Annotated in this window: 2 protein-coding genes; both read left to right on the top strand. The window is 30.1% G+C overall.

Annotation, left to right across the window (positions count from 1 at the left end; all coding sequences use genetic code 11):
• The first annotated feature begins 219 nt into the window (after nt 1–219).
• Nucleotides 220–756 carry a GNAT family N-acetyltransferase gene (locus ACRC03_RS07055; protein ID WP_438651855.1) on the top strand — a complete coding sequence of 179 codons (537 nt, stop codon included), beginning with the start codon at nt 220–222 and terminating at the stop codon, nt 754–756.
• Nucleotides 757–869: 113 nt separating this feature from the next.
• Complete coding sequence (locus ACRC03_RS07050) at nt 870–1424, top strand: NUDIX hydrolase (RefSeq protein ID WP_438651854.1); 555 nt, start codon at nt 870–872, stop codon at nt 1422–1424.
• The last annotated feature ends 216 nt before the right edge of the window (nt 1425–1640 follow it).

The following is a 1640-nucleotide window of genomic DNA, read 5'->3' as shown; positions in this document are numbered from 1 at the left end:
AATTAGCTATATAATTTTGGTATACAGTTGGGATAGGAACTATCCTATAAGCTTGGAGATACTTAGTACAATGGTACTATTGACCAAGAAGCTCCCACTTCAAACGTTACCGTAGGTAGTTAAGTGGTGAGTAGTTCACGTTGCGAGTAAGGTTATACAAAAATAAAATTATATTGAGATAAATAGGGGATATAGATATAAATTTAAGGAGGGGTAGAGATGAAGGAAGTTAAACTAAAAAATGGGGAAACTGCAATTTTAAGAACACCAACAAAAGAAGATGCAAAAGCTATGATAGAATATTGTAATATAGTTGGAGGAGAGAGTGACTTTTTGACTTTTGGAGAAAATGAATTTCTGATAAGTATAGAAGATGAAGAGCAATACATAGAAAAAAATAATAGCATGGAAGATTCTAAGATGGTACTCGCTATTATAAATGATGAAATAGCAGGAATTGCTTCTATAACTTCTTTACAAAAAGAAAGAATCAAGCATAATGGAACTTTAGGAATAAGTTTTAGAAAAAAATACTGGGGCATTGGTCTTGGTAATGAGGTTATGAGTTACCTTATAGAATGGGCTAAGTCTAACGGCATAACAAAAAAGATAAGTCTTTTGGTTAGAGAAGACAATGAGAGAGGCATTAAATTATACGAGAAGTTTGGATTTGAAAGAGAAGGTTTGCTAAAAAAGGATAATTGTGTGAACGGTATTTATTATAACACTATTACTATGGGATTATATATAGATTAAAGTTTGAATTAGGTAATAAGCCATTGGTATAATATCAATGGCTTTATTATTGAAAATAAGCAACATTAATAGTATTATTTAATAGAGGATAGACAATAAAAGGAGTAAACATTATGGAATATATTAAAAAGCTAGAATCGTACATACCTTTGAATGAGCAAGAGGAAAAGGACAAGGAAATAATATTAGATTTTATCGAAAAAAATGAAAATGTATTAACTAGAGAAAATGAAGTTGCTCATGTTACTTCTTCAGGATTTATAGTTAATAAAAATAGGGATAAGGTACTTATGATACATCATAATATCTACAAATCATGGGGATGGACAGGTGGACATGCTGATGGGGACAGTAACTTATTAGAAGTAGCAATAAAAGAAGCAAAAGAAGAAACTGGTGTAGAGAATATTATTCCAGCAACAGAGGAAATTTGTTGTATAGACATTCTTCCAGTAAAAGCACATGTTAAAAAAGGAAAATATGTAGCACCACACTTACATTTATCAGTGGCTTATGTATTAGTAGCTAATGAAAGTGAAGAAGTTAAAATAAAAGCTGATGAAAATAGTGGTGTAGCTTGGGTAGAGATAGAAAAAGTACTAGAGCTTACTAATGAAGAACATATGAAATATGTTTATCAAAAATTAATTGATAAAAGTATAAGGTAGTCAAATTGACTACCTTTGTTTTTGTGAGTTGAAAATAAATATTTTAATAAATTATATATTTGTTAAAACCTTTTCGATAAATATACAATAATTGAGCAAGATAGCCCCTTGCTTTAGCTATGGGGTGGAATTGCTCGGTCTTGAACTTGATTAAACAGGTATAGAACACTCACCTTGAATATAGTTTTCTATGTAGTATATAATAAACAATATAGA

Source organism: Romboutsia sp., assembly GCF_051659545.1.
Lineage (GTDB): Bacteria > Bacillota > Clostridia > Peptostreptococcales > Peptostreptococcaceae > JBOFOR01.
Note: the sequence above shows the minus strand (reverse complement) of the source record. Positions and strands in the feature narration are given on the sequence as shown.